6 protein-coding genes are annotated in these 17,660 nt (G+C 72.4%); 3 read left to right on the top strand and 3 right to left on the bottom strand.

Features of this window, described 5'->3' with window-relative positions; translation table 11 throughout:
- Window positions 1–287: 287 nt before the first annotated feature.
- The 3 genes from ACIBEI_RS01015 to ACIBEI_RS01005 all read right to left on the bottom strand — a co-directional run bounded on the left by ACIBEI_RS01015 (window position 288) and on the right by ACIBEI_RS01005 (window position 3,996).
- Window positions 288–1,517: a hypothetical protein gene (locus ACIBEI_RS01015; RefSeq protein WP_398883760.1), complete on the bottom strand. Its 1,230-nt coding sequence runs from the start codon at window positions 1,515–1,517 to the stop codon at window positions 288–290.
- A 131-nt stretch (window positions 1,518–1,648) separates the two neighbouring features.
- On the bottom strand, window positions 1,649–2,725 hold the full coding sequence (locus ACIBEI_RS01010) for a polyprenyl synthetase family protein (protein ID WP_398883758.1): 1,077 nt from the start codon (window positions 2,723–2,725) through the stop codon (window positions 1,649–1,651).
- On the bottom strand, window positions 2,722–3,996 hold the full coding sequence (locus ACIBEI_RS01005; RefSeq protein ID WP_398885037.1) for a tetratricopeptide repeat protein: 1,275 nt from the start codon (window positions 3,994–3,996) through the stop codon (window positions 2,722–2,724). Before ACIBEI_RS01005 ends, ACIBEI_RS01010 begins: the two co-directional genes overlap by 4 nt.
- A gap of 927 nt (window positions 3,997–4,923) precedes the next feature.
- On the opposite strand from ACIBEI_RS01005, the gene ACIBEI_RS01000 reads away from it, so the two are divergent.
- The 3 genes from ACIBEI_RS01000 (at window position 4,924) to ACIBEI_RS00990 (ending at window position 17,658) form a co-directional block, all read left to right on the top strand.
- The gene (locus tag ACIBEI_RS01000; protein WP_398883756.1) at window positions 4,924–12,222 is read left to right on the top strand and encodes an SDR family oxidoreductase; all 7,299 of its coding nucleotides are present in this window, start codon (window positions 4,924–4,926) and stop codon (window positions 12,220–12,222) included.
- Window positions 12,223–12,334: 112 nt separating this feature from the next.
- Window positions 12,335–17,323: a beta-ketoacyl synthase N-terminal-like domain-containing protein gene (locus ACIBEI_RS00995; RefSeq protein WP_398885035.1), complete on the top strand. Its 4,989-nt coding sequence runs from the start codon at window positions 12,335–12,337 to the stop codon at window positions 17,321–17,323.
- Window positions 17,320–17,658, top strand: a complete 339-nt coding sequence (locus ACIBEI_RS00990) for an acyl carrier protein (protein WP_398883754.1) — start codon at window positions 17,320–17,322, stop codon at window positions 17,656–17,658. Before ACIBEI_RS00995 ends, ACIBEI_RS00990 begins: the two co-directional genes overlap by 4 nt.
- The last annotated feature ends 2 nt before the right edge of the window (window positions 17,659–17,660 follow it).

Genomic DNA, 17,660 nt, shown 5'->3' with positions numbered 1-17,660 from the left:
ACGCAGGTCAGCGGGCGCGTGTAGGGGCCCCCGTCCTTCGGCGGGAGTACCTCGTCCCCGGCGACTGCCCCCACGGGACCAGGGCGAATGCCTCCGTGGGCACGACGTGCGGGGCCGCGGCGGCGCGGAGGCTGGTGGCACCAGGAATGAGGAGGCCGCCATGAACCGCCGGATCCGCATCCGTCCCACCCGCCGCACGACCACCGCGCGCGACACGACGATCGACCGCAGGACCCCCTCGGGACGACTCCTTCCGTACTGACTGCCGTAGCGGCCCCCGGCGGACGTCAGCAGATGGTCTGGGTGCTGTTGACCAGGGTGTTGTTGCGGAACGTGGTGTTGTCACCGCAAGGGCTCTCGCGGATCGAGGAGTTGGTCACCCGGAGGTTCTGGACGGTGATGTCCGAGTTGTTCGGGAACTCCGAGCGTGCGGCCAGCCAGATCTCGCCGCCGCCCGTGACGCTGCCGCTCTGGGCGGCGAGGTTCACGTTGTAGCAGTTCTCGATCAGGATCGCGTTGTTGCCCGTGTCGGAGATGGTCACGCGGTCGATCGTCGCGCCACCGCTCTCGGAGACGCAGAAGACGCCCCGGCCGCCACCGCGCGCGACGACCTCGCCGACCCGCACGTTGGTCGGGTACCCGCTGCCGATCCGGCCGTTGCGGTTGGCCATGCGGAAGGCCGCGTAACCCGTACCGGCGCCCGCGCCGTCCGCGTCGACCTTTGTGACCGTCGCGTTGATGGTCTGGTTCAGCAGGAGACCGGACTCGCCCACATTGCGGGCGGTGACCGTGCCGATGGTGAGGCCGTCGACCCCGTACGTCTCCACGGCGTGGCTGCTCGCCCCGGAGACGTAGACGTTGTCGATCCGGACGTTGCGCGTCCACTGGCTGGTGTCGCCGCGGTTGTCGATGCGTACGCCGAGACCGCGTGAGAGGCGCATGTCGATCTGGCCGAGCACGACGTTGGTGACGTTGCGCATGAAGACGCCGTACAGCGGGGTGCCGGTGAGGTTCAGATGCTGGACCTCGATGTCCCGGGCGCCGCGTGCGTAGACCGGGGCCTGGTCGCCGGAGCCCGAACCGGTGACGTTGATGGTGCCGCACACGTCGAGCACGGTGTAGCTCGGCAGGGAGACCCGGGAACCGGCGGCGATGGCGCCCGAACCGCGCACCACGACGCGTTCCTTCGAAGTGCGGCCCGCCGTAAGGCTGTTGACGGCTGCCTGCATCGCGGCCCGCATGTCCGTACCGGTGTACGTGACACTGCTGCCGCGCCGGGCGGTCCAGGTGCCGCCGTTCAGTACGGCCTCGGCCTGGTACGAACCCTCGCCGCACGCGGCCGCCGCCTGTCGGGGGGCCGCGCTCGCGGGGGCCGTGAGCAGGGCCGCTCCGGTGAGGAGGGCGGTCACGCACGCGACGGTGACGCCGGCCCGCCTCCCGCGGGCACCGGCGGTCGTGGGGGGTTGGATGGCACTGGCCTTGTTGGGGATGAGGTGAGGTGCGGCTCTGCGTCCCATCTCGTCTTCTTCTCCTGTGTGGGGGTCCGCCGCCCGCGCGACGGCGTCGCAGCAAGCGTTTTCTATGGCGGGCGGTGAGTGTGGCAAGGGCTTTCTGCCGCGTCAAGAGGCCGGTGTGACAAAGGAGTTGGTCACATCTCGCGGCGTACGAGGAAAGCCAGCAGCGCACGCAGATCGTCGGCCGTGTGCGGAGCCGTGGGGAGGCTGTCGAGGCACGCGTGCACATGGGCGATGTGACGGTGGGCCTCCGCCAGTGCGGCGCGCCGGCCACCGGCCTCCTCGATCAGGGCCGCGGCCCGGCGGGCGGTCGTCTCGTCCAGCTCTTCGGCGCTCTCCAGGAGGTGGGCGAGGGTGCGGGCGGCGGCCGGGTTGTCGAGAGCCGCCAGAACCGGGAACGTCTTCTTGCGCCGACGCAGGTCCGCGTGGACCGGCTTGCCCGTGACGGCGGGGTCGCCCCAGATGCCCAGGAGATCGTCGATCACCTGGAAGGCCACGCCGAGATGACGGCCGGCGCGGTCGAGCGCGGTGACCGTCGCCGCCGGGGCACCGGCGAGTACGGCACCCAGGGCGGTGGCGCAGCCCAGCAACGCGCCGGTCTTGTGCTCGGCCATCGCCCGGTACTCGCCGGGGCCGACGGCCTCCGTACCCGTCCAGGGCCGGGACTCGAAGAGCAGGTCGTCGGCCTGACCGCTGACGAGATCGTTGAGCGCGGTGGACAGATGACGGACGGCCGACGGGACGTGGCTGCCGGGCGCGGACGCCAGGGTCTCCACGGCCAGGGCGAACAGGGCGTCCCCCGCGAGGACGGCGGAGCCGGTGCCGTACGCCTTCCAGACCGTGGGGCGGCCACGCCGGGTGGCGTCGCCGTCCATGATGTCGTCGTGGAGCAGCGAGAAGGTGTGCACCAGCTCCACCGCGACGGCCGCGCTCACTCCCGCGCCCGCGGGTGCCCCGGCGGCCTCCGCGCCCAGGACGGCCAGGGCCTGCCGCAGCCCCTTGCCGCCCGCCGCGGCGGCGGGCGCGCCACCGGCCTCGCACCAGCCGAAGGAGTACGCCGCCATCTCACCCACCCACGGGTGCAGCCGCCCGACCGCCTCGGCCAGCGCGGGGCGCACCAACGCCCGGCTGTGCTCAAGGAGTTGCGCGGCCGGCTCGGCATCGGCCGTGGTCGAGACGGGCGGATACAGCGCGGAGTTCGTCACCGTCATCGCCGAACCTCCGTGCCTGCCGGGGCGGTGGAGGGGGTGCCGGCATTCGCGGACGCGAGGGTGGAGGCGGGGGTGGAGGCCGGACTGTCGGTAGTCGGCGTGGTGGCGGCCGGGGTATCCGTGTCCGCCGCTGCCGGCCGGTCGGAGTCGGTGCTCGTGCCGGGCCCGGTACGGGGGCCCGCGTCCGGCACGGTGGCCGTCCGGGCGTCCGTATCCGGCACGGCGGCTGTCTGGACGTCCGTATCCGCCACGATGCCGAACTCCGCTTGTGCGCGAGCCACCATCTGTCGGGCGTGCCGCAGACCGATGCGTTCCAACACCTGGGCGAGATCGGCCAGTTCGGCGGCCGTGTCGTCGAGGTCGTGGCCCAGGTGGGCGAGGGACTTGGCGAGGCCGAGCCGGGACAGCGCCTCACCGCGGGGCTCGCTCATCGCCCGGAACTCGGCCAGCGCCTGGGTGTAGACGTCCCGGGCCTCCGCGTAACGCCCGGCCCGGTAAAGGACGTTGCCGCGCATCTTGTGGTTGTACGCCAGCGCGCTCGACAGGTTCATCTCCCGGCAGGTCACCTCGGCCTCGGCGAGCAGGCCGAGCGCGCGCTCGGCATCCCCGTCGCGGACGGACACGATGTCGGCCAGACCCCGCAGCGCCCACGCGTGGCCGCGCCGGTCGTCGGCCCGCCCGGCGATCTCCGCGGCCTCCTCGAACATCGCGTACGCCGTGTCGTACGAGCCGGTGTTGCGGTGTATCTGGGCGATGCCCTCCAGGGCCCACACGGTGTGCCGTGCCTCGCCGCGCTTGCGTGCCTCGGCCAGGAGCTGTTCGTGCAGCGCGCCGACCGCCTCGTAGTCACCCTGGATCCGGCCCGTCTCCGCCATTCCGGCGAGCGAGTAGCCGCGTACGACGATGTCGCCCCCGCGCTCGCCGAACTCGGCCGCGAGCCCCAGCAGCCGCCAGGCGAGCGGGAACGCGCCGCGCTGGCGTGCCAGCGTGCCGCCGCTCCACAGAGCCCATGCCATCGCGGCGGTGTCCCCGGCCTCCCGGGCCGCGCGGTAACTCGCCTTCCACGCGCGGTCGGCGTCGCCCACCTGCCCCAGCCGCCGATGCGCTTCCGCGACCGCGAGACCGGAGCGCGCCACCTCTCCCTGTGCTCCGGCGCGCTCAGCGGCGCGCAGCTGCTCGGTGCCCGCGGCCAGTACGTCGACCAGGGAGGAGTTCACGGACAGTGTGGTGAGCGCACCTTGGTACTCGGGTGCGAATGCCTTGCCGTACATGCGTGCCTTTCGGTCTGCCGTTGCTCGGACGGGGCGGCGGCGGACCTGACTTTCCATGCGTATACACGGTGTGTATACGTGATGTGTATAGTGTCCTGTTTTCCACCCTGGGGCATGTGTCATGTGTCCTGGGTCGACGGGTCACCGGCGCCGCCGCGCCACCTCGTTGTCGATCAAGACGTCGGTGTCGGCGGCGGGGTTGCCTCTGCGGTGTAGATCACAGTCGGGGTGCGGGTGGGGGTGGGGGAGGGGGGAGTGGCCGTGGCGCGTCCGGGTCCACGGGCGGATTGTCGTGGCCGGTCCGGAGCGATCGGTTTCTGAGAGTGATTCGACCGATTGATCCGAAGTGCGTTCTCCCGGTGTCGGCAGGGGGATTCCTGAAACGTCTCGCGGTTGCGGAGAGGTAAAATCCTGCTGGCGGTTCGGGGAGCGAGGTCGGGTAAAAGGGAAATCCCTGTGAATGAGCCGGAGTGGTGGTCCCGTGATGGAGTCAGATGTGTGGGGATTTGTTTCTCGACATCGCGCCGTGAGCGGATCTTCGGCGTGTGGCCTGGCAGGGACTTCTCGTGCGGACATGTGAATTTTACAGAGTGGCCTTGTGCTGCCGTCCGTGTTTCACAGGGGTGAATCATGGCGCTGCTTTTGGCGGACTTGCGGCGCTGTCGTCCGGCTAGCGTAGTGACTGATTGCAATTGGCCGGGTTTTCGGTTCTTGGGGCCTGGCCGGGCCTGGCTGGATCGATTCCACGGCGTAGCGGGAGGTCGGTGCGACGTTGACCGACGGGTAACTGTGGCGCTAGCTTCCAACGGGTTGGTTTTCGCGTGGGAGTTCCCCCGGCGCCGCGTAAACGGTGTATGTCCGCGTGGGCCAATTCGTCGTCTCCAGGCACCCCCCACCGTGCAGTCTCACCGATTATTTCGGAGAATCATGACGTCTGCTGTGCGCGCCGAAGACATGATCGTTGGAATCACCCCGTTCGGTGAACCCGAAGCCAGGCTTGCCGCCGCCGTCAGCCGTGCGGGCGGCCTCGGGATACTTGACCTGGGGGTCGGTGACCGAAGAGCCAGAGAAGCGCTGGCATCCCTCCGGCGCTGGGCGCCCGGGCCGTTCGGAGTGCGGGTCGCAGCGCACTGCCGGATCGCTCCCGGAGAACTCGCTCCTGCAGAAGTCGGTCCCGGAGAACTCGGCCCCGGGAAACTCGAACCCGGAGAATTCGCGCCTGGAAAGAAGAGCGGAAAGCCGGGAAAGCGCGAGGACGGTGGCCTCCATACCGTCGTCCTCGGCGCGGATTCGCCATGGCAGATCGACGAGGTCACCGCGACGTACCGAGTGCTGGTGGAGGTCACGGACCTGGAGCAGGCTCTGGCGGCGGTCCGCGCCGGAGCGCACGGCCTGATCGCCCGCGGCAGCGAGAGCGGCGGCAGGACCGGGGAACTCAGCACCTTCGTCCTGCTCCAGCACCTGCTCGCCGAGCCCGGAGTGGACCTCCCCGTCTGGGCCTGCGGCGGCATCGGCCCCCGTACGGCAGCGGCCGCCGTGGCCGGTGGGGCGGCCGGCGTGGTCCTGGACAGCCAGCTCGCGCTGCTCGCCGAGGCGAGGCTTCCGGAGCCGGCGGCCGCGGCACTGCGGTCCATGGACGGTTCGGAGACAGTCGTGGTGGGCGGGCACCGGGTCCTGCACCGCCGGGGACCGGACGCCCCGCGCGTCCCGGCCGACGATCCGCTGCTCGTGTCGGGAATGCTCGGCGCCCAGGATCCGCGTACCCAGCTCCTGCCGGTCGGTCAGGACGGCTTCCTCGCCGCCCGCTTCGCCGAGCGCTGGGGCAATGCGGGCCGGACGGTCCGCGCCCTGACCGACTCCGTACGGGACGCCGTACGCGACGACGGGCCGGCCGGGGCGCTGCGCCCCGGCTCCCCGATGAGCCGGGCGCTCGGCACACGCGTGCCCGTCGCCCAGGGGCCGATGACCCGGGTCAGCGACCAGGCGCGGTTCGCCGCCGCCGTCGCCGGGGACGGGGCCCTGCCGTTCATCGCGCTGGCCCTCGCGAGCGGCGAGCAGGCGCGAACCGTTCTGGAGGAGACCCGCGCCGCTGTGGCCGGCCGGCCCTGGGGTGTCGGCGTGCTCGGCTTCGCACCCGAGGAGACCAGGAACGCCCAGCTCGAAGCCGTACGGGAGCTGGGGCCCACGCACGCGATCATCGCGGGCGGCCGGCCGTCCCAGGCCGAGGCGCTGGAGCGGGCCGGGATCAGCACCTTCCTGCACGTGCCCTCGCCGGGACTGCTCCGCCAGTTCCTCGACGCCGGAGCCCGCCGCTTCGTCTTCGAGGGCTCCGAATGCGGCGGCCACGTCGGACCGCGCGCGAGCTTCCCCCTGTGGGAGGCCCAACTCGCCGTGCTGGAAGACTATTTGGACGGGGCGGACGCCGAAACGGCCGAACGCGTCGAGGTGTTGTTCGCGGGCGGTGTCCACGACGAGCGCTCGTCGGCGATGGTTGCCGCGCTCGCCGCTCCACTGACAGCGCGGGGGGCCGCCGTCGGCGTCCTCATGGGAACCGCCTACCTGTTCACCGACGAAGCGGTGGGGTGTGGAGCGGTCCAGCCGCTCTTCCAGCGGCAGGTCATGGCCGCCACCCGCACAGCGCTGCTGGAGACGGCACCCGGCCACGCCACCCGCTGTGTGCCCAGCCCGTTCAGCGAGAACTACCGGGAGTTCGAGGCGGAGCTGCGCGAGCGCGGCGTGCCCGAGCGGCGGATCTGGGAGGAACTGGAACGGCTCAACGTCGGGCGGCTGCGCATCGCCAGCAAGGGGATCGAGCGGGACGCCACCGGTGAGCTGGCCGCCGTGGCCGAGGAACGCCAGCTCTCCGAGGGCATGTTCATGGCCGGAGAAGTGGCCGTTCTGCGCTCGGCGACCACGACGATCAGCGCGCTGCACGGCTCGGTCACCACCGGCGCGGCAGGGTTCCTCGCCGCCCGCACGGCTCTCCTCCGGGAGCGCCTCGGGATGGACACGGCGGAAGAGCCCGCGGCGCCCGAGCCGCTGGACGTGGCCGTGGTCGGCATGGCCTGCATGTTCCCGGGGGCCCCCGACCTCGCCGCCTACTGGGCGAACATCCTCGGCGGCCACGACGGCGTCGGTGAGGTCCCCGCCGACCGCTGGGACCCCGCCGTGCACTACTCGGAGGACGCCGACGGCGCCACCCCGTCCAAATGGGGCGGCTTCCTGCCGCGCATCCCCTTCGACCCGCTGCGCTACGGCATCCCGCCCACGTCGTTGGGCAGCATCGAGCCCGTACAACTGCTGGCTCTGGAGGCCGCACGGCGGGCACTGGAGGACGCCGGATACGGGGAGCGCGGCCGGGGCTTCGACCGGTCACGGACCTCCGTGGTCTTCGGCGCCGAAGCGGGCAGCGACCTCTCCAACGCCGCCACCCTGCGAGCCGTCCTTCCGTCCTACTACGGGGAGGTTCCCGAGGGCCTGGACGGGCAACTGCCCCGGCTCACCGAGGACTCCTTCCCCGGCATGCTCGCCAACGTCATCTCGGGGCGGATCGCCAACAGGCTGGACCTGGGCGGCGCCAACTACACCGTCGACGCGGCGTGTGCGTCGTCGTTGGCGGCCGTCGACGTGGCGTGCAAGGAACTCGTCGGCGGTACGAGTGACGTCGTGCTGTGCGGGGGCGCCGATCTGCACAACGGCATCAACGACTACGTTCTCTTCTCCTCCGTGCACGCGCTCTCCCCGACCGGTCGGTCGAGGGCCTTCGACAGTTCGGCGGACGGGATCGCCCTCGGCGAGGGCATCGCCTGTGTCGTGCTCAAGCGGCTCGCGGACGCCGAACGCGACGGCGACCGGATCTACGGCGTGATCAAGGGAGTCGGCAGCTCCAGCGACGGCCGCTCGCTCGGACTCACCGCGCCCCGCCCCGAGGGCCAGCGCGCCGCGCTGGAGCGGGCCTACCGCAACGCGGGGATCTCACCCTCTGACGTCGGCCTGGTCGAGGCCCATGGCACCGGGACCGTGGTCGGGGACCGTACCGAACTGACCATACTCAGCGAGGTGTTCACCGAGGCCGGGGCCAAGGCCGGGGGCTGCGCGCTCGGTTCGGTCAAGTCGCAGATCGGGCACACCAAGTGCGCCGCCGGTCTCGCGGGTCTGATCAAGACCGCGCTGTCCCTCTACACGGGAGTCAAGCCGCCCACCCTGCACATGAAGCGGCCGAACCCGGCGTGGCGGGAGGAGACCAGCCCGTTCGTCTTCCACGCGCGGCCACGGCCCTGGGCGGCCCCGGCGGAGGAACGCGTCGCCGGACTCAGTGCGTTCGGCTTCGGCGGGACCAACTTCCATGTGGTGCTCAGCGCCCACACGGCGGCCGAACCACCCGCCCACGGCCTGGACAGCTGGCCCGCCGAGCTGCTCACCTTCCGCGGTACGGATCCGGCGGCCGCCCGGCGAGCCATCGAGGACGTACTCAAGGCCGCCGAGACCGAAGGCCGCCCGTGGCGCCTGCGCGACCTCGCGCTCAGCGCGTCCCGCCGTGCCGACGCCCGCCACGAACCGGTCCAGGTGGCCGTCGTCGCGACCGACGTCGACGGGCTGATCGTCCGACTGCGCCGGGCCCTGGCGGGCGAGCACGATCCGGCCGCAGGCATCCACCTCGCGGAGCCCGGACGAGCGCCGGCCGGCGGGGGCGAGCAGGTGCGGGTGGACGCTATGCGGGCCGACGTGGCGCAGGCGGATGTTGCGCGGGCCGACGTGGCGCAGGCGGACGTGGTGCGGGTGGACGTGGCGCAAGCGGACGCGGGACAGGCGGATGTGGGACAGGCGCCGTCCGGTTCGCGTCGACCGGTGGCGGGCGACGGCAAGGTCGCGTTCCTCTTCCCGGGGCAGGGCAGTCAGCGGCCCGGGATGCTCGCGGACGTGTTCATCGCCTTCCCCGAGCTCCAGCACTACCTGCACCTCGGCCGTGACCACGCCGACGCGCTGTACCCGCCCGCCGCCTTCGACGAGGCCGCCCGTGACCGCCGACGGGCCGGGATCACCGACACCCGGGTCGCCCAGCCCGCGCTCGGCGTCGCCGGACTCGCCGCCCACGCTCTGCTCACCGCGGCCGGAGTACGACCGGACATGGCGGCCGGACACAGCTACGGTGAACTCGTCGCGCTCTGTGCCGCGGGCGCGATCACACCGGAGGCGCTGCTGGAACTGAGCGCCGAGCGGGCGGCGGCGATCCTCTCGGCCGTCGGCGAGGACCCGGGAACCATGGCGGCCGTCGCGGCCGGTGCCGAAGACGTAGAACGGGCCCTGCGCGAGACCGGCGCCCCCGCGACAGTCGTCGTCGCCAACCACAACTCGCCCCGGCAGACGGTGATTTCCGGACCGACGCAGGCGATGGCAACCGCTGTACGGCTGCTGCGCGCGGCGGGACACCGCGCCGAAGGCATCCCCGTCGCCTGCGCCTTCCACAGTCCGGTGGTGGCCGCCGGCGGAGAGCGGTTCGCCGAGGCACTCGCGAACCGGACCGTGCGTCCGCCCGAGTTCCCGGTGTGGTCCAACCGCACGGCGGCCCCGTACGGCGACGACGCCGACGGGATCCGTGCGGAACTCGCCGCCCAGATCGGCGCCCCCGTCGGCTTCGTCGCACAGATCGAGGCCATGTACGAGGCCGGGGCGAGGATCTTCGTCGAGGCCGGACCCGGGTCCGTACTCACCCGGCTGGTCACGCAGATCCTCGGCGACCGCCCGCACCGCACCGTCGCGTGCGAACCGCGCCACGACAGCGGACTGCGTGGCTGGCTCGACGCACTGGCCCAACTGGCCGTGGCGGGGCTGCCGGTACGCACCGGATGGCTGTTCCAGGGACGCGACGCCGTGGACGCGACCCGGACCCCGGAGCCCAGACGGCCCGGCTGGACGGTCGACGGGCAACTGGTCCGTACCGCCGCCGGAGAACTCCTCCCCGGTGCCCTCGCACCGGCCCGACGCGTTGTGGAGACGACAGTGACGACGAGCCACGCGAACCACGGAGACGGCGTCCCGGCCGACAGGGACGCGCTGATCGTCGAGTACCTGCGCACCAGCCGGGAGATGGTGGCCGCCCAGCGGGACGTGCTGCTGACCTACTTCGGCGCCACGGCGGGGGAGTGGATCCCCGCGTCCGTCGCACCCGTCCCGTCCGCAGTGGTCGGCACTCATCCGCAGGCTGTACCGGCCGCCGAGCTTTCCGTGGCCCAACAGCCAGCTCCCCAGGCGGAGTCGGGACTCGCGCTTGCCACCGGCGAGGCTCCTGTCACCGAGGCGGCTACGGAAGCACTGACGGAAGCGGACGTCCTGGCCGTCGTGCTGGAGATCATCAGCGAGCGCACCGGCTATCCCGTGGACATGATCGAGCCCGATCTGGACCTGGAGGCCGACCTCAGCATCGACTCCATCAAGCGGGCCGAGATCGCCGGTGAACTGGCCAAGCGCCTGGGTGCCGGAGGCGGCGTGGACATCGCCGGGCTGGACGACGCGGAACTGGAGGACCTGGCGAGGGCCCGTACGGCGGCGTCGGTGACGGGCTGGCTCGCCGCGCGCCTCGCGGGGCCTGCCGAACAGTCCGGCGGTACGAATCCGAGTGGGGCTTCGAGTTCGCCTTCGACTACGCCTGCGCGTACGACCGGGCAGCCGGAGGGGCCACGGGACGGCACGGCCGTCGGGCAGGACAGGACACCGGACCTGGTCGAGATCACTGGCGAGGCGCCGAAACGGTTCCAGCTCCGGCCCAGGCTTCTGGAGCTGCAGGACGGCGACGGCTCGGCGGACCCGTCCGCCGTACTGGCCGGGAAGCGGTTCGTCCTTCTCGGCGACGAGAGCGAGGACGTGTCCCGGGAGGTCCGTGCCCGGCTCTCGGGGCACGGAGCCGACGCCGTGACCCTCGGCCCGGAGCACCTGCTCACCGAGGCGGACGGCCGGGTGGACGGGGTCCTGTACCTCGGCTCCCTCGCCGATTCCTCGTCGCCGGTACTGCCCCACGCCTTCCCCGTGTTCCAGGCCGCCCTGCGCCGCGGCCCGCGCTGGCTGCTCGCCGCCCGGGCCGCCGACGGTGACTTCCCGGGCCTCCGGTCGGCAGGGCTGCACGGCCTGTTCCGTACGGTCGCACGCGAGTACCCGGAGACCGTCGCGCGAGTCGTCGACCTCGAAGACACGACGCCGACCGCCGTCGCCGACGCGCTGGTCGCCGAACTGCTCGCGCCCGACCCGGCCCCGGTCGTCCTGCGAACGGCAGCCGGTCGCCACGGACTCGACCTCGTGGAGACTCCGTTGGGCACCCTCGGCACCACCGGCGCCGGCCCGGCGGGTGACGGAGCCGCCGAGGCCGCCGCCATCGGCCTCGACCGGGACTCCGTGGTGCTGCTGGTCGGCGGGGCGCGCGGCATCACCGCGACCTTCGCCGCCGCGCTCGCCGCGGCCTCCCGGTGCCGTATCGAACTGCTCGGCAGGACTCCGGCGCCGACCGGAACCGAGGATCCGGCCATCGCCGTCGCTGCGGACCGCGCCGCGCTGCGTACGGCAATCGCCGCCCGCGCGGCCGGCGGAGTGACGCCCGCCGACATCAACCGCGAAGCCGAACTCGTCCTGGCCCAGCGGGAGATCACCGCCACCCTGGCGGAGCTCGCGGCTCTCGGCAGTACGGCCCGCTACCACTGCGTGGACTTCCGGGAGCCGGACGCCGCGCTCCAGGCGGTGAAGGAGATCCACGCCGAGCACGGCCGGCTCGACGGTGTCGTCTACGCGGCCGGAGTGATCGAGGACCGGCTGATCGCCGACAAGACCGCCGAGTCGTTCCAGCGCGTGTACGACACGAAGACGAGCGGCGCGGAGACCTTGCTGACAGCGCTGGAGGAGTTCCCGAACGGGCCCGCGTTCGCCGTCCTGTTCGGCAGCATCTCGGCCGTGCTCGGCAACCGCGGCCAGGTCGACTACGCGGCCGCCAACGACGCCCTCCAGAGCCTCGGCGCGGACTGGGCCGCCCGCACCGGTCACCGTGCCCTGACCGTGCACTGGGGACCGTGGGCACCCACCGGCGGTCACACCGGAATGGTGACCCCGGAACTCGGACGCGAGTACGCCAGGCGCGGGATCAGGCTGATCGACCCCGAGGAGGGCACCGCGGCGCTGCTCCGTGAACTCGCCTGGGGCGACGAGGCGGCCGGAGCCGTCGTCTACACCTCGTCGGGCTGGTGACATGAACGACCTGACGGATCAAGCCGATCGGGATCAACTGAGCCGGTACCAACTGAGCCGGAATCAACTGGGCCGGAATCAACTGGGCTCGAATCAACTGGGCTCGAACCAACTGAGGGAGCGTCAACTTCCGTCGCCCGTAGCCATCGTGGGAATGGCGGTGCTGTTGCCCGGCGCCGCCGACCTCGACGCGTACTGGCGGAACCTCCTGGCGGGCACGGACGCCATCACCGACGTACCCGACGGGCGGTGGGACGCCGACTACTACCGGCCCGATTCCGCGACCGGACCGGCCGTCGCCGACCAGGTGTACTGCCGGCGCGGCGGCTTCGTCGACGGGCTCGCCGACGTGGAGGTCACCCGGTTCGGGATCATGCCGAACTCGGTGTCCGGCACCGAACCCGATCAGCTCATCGCGCTGAACGTGGCCGCCGCCGCCCTCGCCGACGCGGGCGGCGAGGACCGGCTGCCCGACCGGCACCGCATCGGCGTGGTCCTCGGCCGGGGCGGCTACCTCACCCCCGGTCTGGTCCGCCTCGACCAGAGGGTCCGTACCGCCGGTCAACTCGTCCGTACGCTCGGCGAGTTGCTGCCGGATCTGGACGCCGGTCAACTCGACCTGGTCCGGGCGGCGTTCACCGAGCGCCTCGGGCCCGACAGCCCCGAGTCGGCCATCGGCCTGGTGCCCAACCTCGCGGCCTCGCGCGTCGCCAACCGCCTCGATCTGCGTGGCCCCGCCTACACCGTGGACGCGGCCTGCGCGTCCTCGCTGGTCGCCGTCGACCAGGCGGTGAGCGAACTCGCCTCCGGGCGCTGCGACTTGATGCTCGCCGGGGGAGTGCACCACTGCCACGACATCACGCTCTGGAGCGTCTTCTCCCAACTCCGCGCGCTCTCCCCGAGCCAGCGGATCCGTCCCTTCCACCGCGACGCCGACGGCATCCTGATCGGCGAGGGAACCGGCGTGGTGGCACTCAAGCGACTGGCGGACGCCGAACGCGACGGCGACCGGATCTACGCGGTCATCCGGGGCACCGGCGTGGCCAGCGACGGCCGCGCCGCCGGTCTCGTGAACCCCGACCCCGGCGGCCAGGCCCACGCCGTACGCCAGGCCTGGCAAGCGGCGGGCCTCGATCCCGCCCGGCCAGGATCCATCGGCCTCCTGGAGGCCCACGGCACCGCGACCCCGGCGGGCGACGCGGCCGAACTCGCCACCCTGGCCGAGGTGTTCGGCCCCGCTGCGATCGGTGACCCCGCGGTGATTGGTTCGGTGAAGTCGATGATCGGCCACACCATGCCCGCCGCCGGAGTGGCCGGCCTGGTGAAGGCAGCCCTCGCCGTCCACCACGGGATGCTCCTGCCGACGCTCCACTGCGACGACCCGCACCCCGCCCTCGCGGCCACCCGTTTCCGCCCGCTGGAGACGGCGACGCCCTGGGAGACGAGTCCCGAGCGCCCGGTGCGCCGGGCGGCCGTCAACGCGTTCGGCTTCGGCGGGATCAACGCCCATGTAGTGCTTGAACAGGCGCCCGACGCACGGGCCACCCGGCACACGGCGACCGCTTCCCCGCCTTCGTCGTCCGCATCCCCGCGCCCGTCCCCGCGCCCGTCCCCTTCCCGGGCCCTCGCAGCCGCAGCCGCAGCCGCAGGCACAGGCACAGGCACAGGCACAGGCACCGGCACAGGCACAGGCACCGGCACAGGCACCGGCACCGGCACCGTCACGGTTTCCGTCACCGAGTCGGAGCAGGTGCTCCTGCTCGCCGCCGACAGCCCCGAGCGCCTCGCGGCTCTGCTGGAGGCCGACGACTCGGCCCTGCTCGCGGCCGGTCTCGACCCCGGCCGGGCATACCCGGACGCGGGCCGGGCCCGGCTCGGCGTCGTCGCCCCGACCGCCAAGCGGCTCACCCTGGCCCGCCGGGCGGTCGCCAAGGGGCGCGCCTGGCACGGCCGCAGCGACGTCTGGTTCACGCCGAGTCCACTGCTCGGCGGCGGTGGCGAGGACGAGAACGGGAGCGGCAGGCTGGCCTTCCTCTTCCCGGGACTCGAAGGCGACTTCGAACCCCAAGTCGACGACGTCGCCGCCCACTTCGGCCTTCCCGTCGTCCCGGGACCCACGCCGAACGGGGCGAAGACCAGGGTCTCGGACGTGGGCCGGCACGGATTCGGTGTCGTCGGCGTCGGTCGGCTCCTCGACGGCGCTCTGCGCCGCATGGGCGTCGTCCCGGACGCGGTGGCCGGGCACAGTGTCGGCGAGTGGACGGCGATGATGGCCGCGGGGATGTACGCCGGGGACGAGGTGAGCGACTTCATGGAGTCGTTCGACCCCGACGCGCTGACCGTCCCGGGCCTGTCCTTCGCCGCTCTAGGAGCCCCCGCCGGGCGCGTCCTTGAGGCCCTCGACGACGGTTGGACGGACGCCGGAATCGTCCTCTCCCACGACAACGCGCCGAACCAGTCGATGGTCTGCGGACCCCACGAGGCGGTGGAGGAGTTCGTACGCGCCTTCCGCGCCCAGGGCGTGCTCAGCCAGGTGCTGCCCTTCCGGTCCGGCTTCCACACACCGATGCTGAAGCCCTACCTCGCGCCCATCGAGGAAGCGGCGAACCGTTTCCGGCTGCATCCGCCGACCGTGCCCCTGTGGTCGGGAACGACCGCGGCGCCGTTCCCCGCCGACGAGACCGCCGTACGCGACCTGTTCGTCAGACACCTGCTGGAGCCGGTCCGCTTCCAGCAGTTGATCGAGGCCATGTACGCGGCGGGCCATCGCGCCTTCGTCCAGGTCGGCACCGGGCAGCTCGGCTCACTCGTCGGAGACACGCTGAGCGGGCGCGATCACCTGGTCGTGGCGGCCAACTCGCCCCACCGCAGCGGCCTGGCCCAGCTCCGACGCGTGGCGACGGCGCTGTGGACCGCGGGCGCGGCGGTCACTCCCGCGCTGCCGCCGTCCGTACGTTCCACTGCTTCCTCCTCTCGCCCGGCGGGTGCCGTTGGCCCGACACGCCCTGCGCGGGTGGACCGGCCGACCGTCCGCCTCGACCTCGGCGGGGCGCTCATCTCACTCGACGGCCCCGCTCTTGCACAGCTGCGTGCCGAGCTGCGCCCCCGGCCTTCGGCCGCCGTTCCGCTCAGGCGGCGGGGCCCCGCCGGGACAGGCATCCCCGCCCCGAGCGAGGCCGTCCCCACGGCGGTCGCCCCGGTCCCGTCGCCACTGGACGCGCTCGCCGCGCGCATGCCGGTCGCCGCCGAACTGAGCGCGCTGTTGCGGGACACGGCTGACACGGCCGCCGCACTGATCACGGCAGGCAGCCGCCCCTCAGGCCCCGCGACGGTCCATTCCCCTGCCTCCGCCCCGGGGCCTTCTCCCACCCGGGCCCCTGCGACCGCCCCAGCCCCCGTGCCCTCTACCGCAGGGCCCTCTGCCGCAGAGCCCCCTACCGCAGGGCCACCCGCTGCCGGGCAACCCGGACAGGAGTGGCGCACCGTCGTCCCCGTGTCCCCGGAAGCGATGCCGTATCTCCTGGACCACTGCTTCTTCCCGCAGCGGCCCGGCTGGCCCGACGTGGCCGACCGCTGGCCGGTCGTGCCCGCGACCACGATCGTGCACCACATCATGGAGGCGGCGGAGCGCGCGGCCCCCGGCATGCGCGCGGTCGCCGTGCACGGGGCCCGCTTCGACCAGTGGCTCACCGCCACCCCGGCCGTCGAAATACCGGTCACCGCCGTCCCCGACGGCCCCGGCCGCCTGGCGGTCTCCTTCGGCCCACGGGCCCGTGCGGTGGTCGAGCTGGCGCGCCGCCATCCGGAGACGTCCCCGACCCCGTGGCGTACGGATCCCGCCTCCGAACGAGCCCCCGACCACACCGCGGCCCAGCTCTACGACGAGCGCTGGATGTTCCACGGACCAGCCTTCCAAGGGGTCACCGAACTCACCGCGATCGGCGACCGTCACGTACGAGGCGTGATCACCACCCCGTCGGCCCCCGGCGCGCTGCTCGACAACGTGGGCCAGATCCTCGGCTACTGGATCATGGCGACCCGTACGGAACGGACCGTCGTGTTCCCCGTCCAGATGCGGCACATGCGGTTCTACGGGCCGCACCCGCGCCCCGGGACCGACGTGGACTGCCTGGTGAGGATCACCTCCCTCACCGACACCGTGCTCGAAGCGGACATCCAACTGGTCGTCGCGGGCGAGGTCTGGGCGGAGATCAGAGGCTGGCAGGACCGCCGTTTCGACAACGACCCGCAGACCAGGCCCGTGGAGCGGTTCCCCGAGCGCAACACCCTCTCCCAGGCGCGGCCCGGTGGCTGGTCCCTGCTTCACGAGCGCTGGCCCGACCTCGCCTCGCGTGACCTGATCATGCGCAACTCCCTCAGCGGCGCGGAGCGTTCGGAGTACGAGCGGCATGCTCCCCGGGGCCGCAGACAGTGGCTGCTCGGACGGATCGCCGCCAAGGACGCCGTACGGCAGTGGCTGTGGGACCACGGCGAAGGACCGGTCTTCCCGGCCGAGATCCGGGTGCGCAACGACGAGTCGGGGCGGCCGTACGTCACCGGGCTGCACGGCCGGACCCTGCCCCCGCTGGACATCTCGCTGGCCCACCGCGCGGAGGCCGGGGTCGCGATCGTTCGGCCGCACCGGCCCGAGCCGGGGCCGGGCATCGACATCGAAGAGGTCGTCGAGAGGGACGCGCAGACCCTCGCCGTCGCCCTCGGCGAGGACGAGTTGAGGCTGCTGAGCGCCCGATGTGCCGCCACCGGCGAATCGGAGGCGCTGTGGTTCACCCGGTTCTGGGCGGCCAAGGAAGCGGTCGCCAAGGCGGAGGGCACCGGCTTCCGCGGACGCCCCCGGGACTTCACCGTGCTCGCGGCGGCGGCAGGAGATGCCGGGGACCCCGGAGCCGCCGGAGACCGGCTGTTGGTCTCGGGGCGCCTTGAACGCGAGTACACCGTGCACTGCGAGCGGACCGGCAATCCGCCGGGACTGCCGGACAGGGACTACGTCGTGGCCTGGACGACCGGACCGACGGACCAGGAACCGACGGACCAGGAACCGACGGACCAAGAACCGACGGATCAAGAGGAGAGCGATCGATGAACCCGAGTCAGCCGACCGGCGCGACCGACGGCGAACGCGTGCGCGCGGACGAGGAGTCGGTCCTCGCCGACCTCACCGGCATGCTCGCGATCCTCCTCGACGAGTACGGCCTCGACGACGTCGAGGTGCGCATGGAGACCACGTTCAACCGTGATCTGGAACTGGAGAGCATCGACCTGGTGACCCTGGCGGGCCTCCTGGAGGAGCGGTACGGGGACCGGGTGAACTTCGCCGAGTTCCTGGCCGGTATGGAGTTCGACGAGATCATCGAACTCACCGTCGGCAGGCTCGTCGAGCACGTCGTGAAGAGCCTCGAAGCGGCGGAGGTGGCCTGAGC

This window comes from Streptomyces sp. NPDC050988 (genome assembly GCF_044456225.1).
Taxonomy (GTDB): Bacteria; Actinomycetota; Actinomycetes; order Streptomycetales; family Streptomycetaceae; genus Streptomyces.
This window is presented reverse-complemented; position numbering and strand designations above follow the sequence as displayed.